Genomic DNA, 1942 nt, shown 5'->3' with positions numbered 1-1942 from the left:
CAGCGACGACAACCACGACGACGAGGTGCGCATCGGCGTGGTCCTCAGCAGCACGCGACCGGGCCGGTTCGGCGAGCGGGCGTGCCGGTTCGTCATGGACGCGGCCAAGCAGACGTCCGGAGCCGCGTTGGGCTGCTCGACCCGGCTGAGTACACGATGCCGTTCTTCGACGAGGCGATGGCACCGCTCAACAACCGCGACCGCACCCCCGACGCGGGCATGGCCCGGTGGCTCGCGGACGTGGCCGCCTGCGACGGCTTACTGTTCCTGACGCCCGAGTACAACTACAGCGTGCCGGCCGGGTGCCCGCCGTGCTCAAGAACGCCCTGGACTTCCTCTCCACCGAGGCCCTCGGCCGGCCCGCCTCCATCCTGTCGTATTCCGACACCAGCCACGGGGGGAACATCGCGGGCAACGAGCTCCGGCTGTCCCTGTGCAAGCTCGGGATGCTCCCGCTGCCCAGGAATCTCCCGTTCGCCCACGCCGAGCGCGTGCTCGATGCCGACGGCGGGCTCGCCGAGCAGTCCGACTGGGCGGCGAAGGCCGCCGCCTTCGTGTCCTGGTCGCTGAACGAACTCGTCCGCTACTCCGCAGCGCTCAGGCCGCTGCGCGCGGCCTGACCCGGCCCCAAACCTCAGTCATGTCAAAAGCTCCGAGTGACCTCGTCGCCCGGAGCTTCGTCGTGTTCCGGTTGGGTCAGCCCGGCGTTGGTGGCAGCGACAACTGACGGGCCGTGGCTTTGGCGCGCACGACCAGGACGGCCCCGGTGACGCCCCCGTACGTTGTGCCGACCAGACGCGAACGGAGAGTGGAGCCCAGGATGACCGAACTGATCCCGCCGGAAATCACACGGTCGGCGCCCGGGGCGGGCAGACGCACGCTCGGCGTGCTGCCCCTGGTCGGAATCTTCTTCTTCACAGTGTCCGGAGGCCCCTTCGGGCTCGAAGCCTCACTCTCCAGCGCCGGTCCGGGCATGACCCTGCTGATGATCGTCCTGGTGCCGGTGGTCTTCGGCGTGCCGAACGCGCTGGTGGCAGCGGAGTTGAGTGCCGCGATGCCGGTCGACGGCGGCTACTACTACTGGACGAAGATCGCGCTCGGCAGAGGTGCGGCATTCGTGTTCGGGGCCTGGAATTCGATCGGGTCGGTGCTGAACCTCGCCCTGTACCCGATCCTGCTGGTCGACTACCTGGCCACCTGGGTCCCGGACATCGCCCGCGGGAAGGGGCTGGTGATCGTGGACCTGTTCCACGGCGGTTTCGTCGTGGACCTGCACTGGATCGTCACCGTCGCCCTCATCGTCCCGATGGCGTACCTGAACTACCGCGGCTCCAAGGCGGTGAGCGAGTACTCGGTCGGGATGATGCTTCTGATCCTCGCACCGTTCGCGGTGCTGACGGTCCTGGGTATCTGGCATGCGGTCGGCAACGGGATCAACGTGCTCTCGCCCTTCATGGTGCCGGGGCAGAGCGCCCACTCGTCGGTGGCCGGCGCGCTCAGCGTGATCGTGTGGCTGTACCTCGGCTTCGACGGCCCGAGCACCGTGCTGGGCGAGGTCGCCGACGCGCACCGGACCTACACCCGGGCCCTGGTCATCTCGGTTCCGCTGATCATCACCGCCTACCTGCTGCCCACCATCGCCGCCATCGGCAGCGGGCTGCACCGAGGCTCGCCCGCCGACTGGGCCCAGGGCGACTTCATCGTGGTCGGCGACGCCCTGGGCGGAATCTGGCTGAAGGTGCTGATCTCCCTGGGATCGGCGCTCTCCCTGGTGGGGCTGTTCATGGCGATCCTGCTGACGAGCACCCGGGTCCCGCGGGCGCTCGCCGCGGACGCGTACCTGCCGCGCTGGATGGCCCGGGACAGCAGACGGTTCAACACGCCGGTGGGTGCGCTGCTGGCGAGCACCACCGTCGTCGTCGTGCTCTCCGCCGTCGACTTC

Annotated in this window: 2 protein-coding genes and 1 pseudogene; all 3 read left to right on the top strand. The window is 69.0% G+C overall.

What is annotated here, in order from left to right; genetic code table 11:
* Nucleotides 1-81: 81 nt before the first annotated feature.
* A pseudogene (locus tag ACWFR4_RS48615) lies at nt 82-288 on the top strand (NADPH-dependent FMN reductase); the annotation flags it as partial.
* Between the two features lie 23 nt (nt 289-311).
* On the top strand, nt 312-620 hold the full coding sequence (locus tag ACWFR4_RS48610) for an NADPH-dependent FMN reductase (RefSeq protein ID WP_453658379.1): 309 nt from the start codon (nt 312-314) through the stop codon (nt 618-620).
* 200 nt (nt 621-820) lie between these two features.
* Nucleotides 821-1942 (top strand): APC family permease (locus ACWFR4_RS48605; protein WP_453658377.1); only part of this gene is annotated, 1122 nt, incomplete at its 3' end.

This window comes from Streptomyces sp. NPDC055140, from assembly GCF_053607285.1.
The sequence above is the reverse complement of the archived record's forward strand: the minus strand, read 5'-3'. Positions and strand labels throughout refer to the sequence as shown.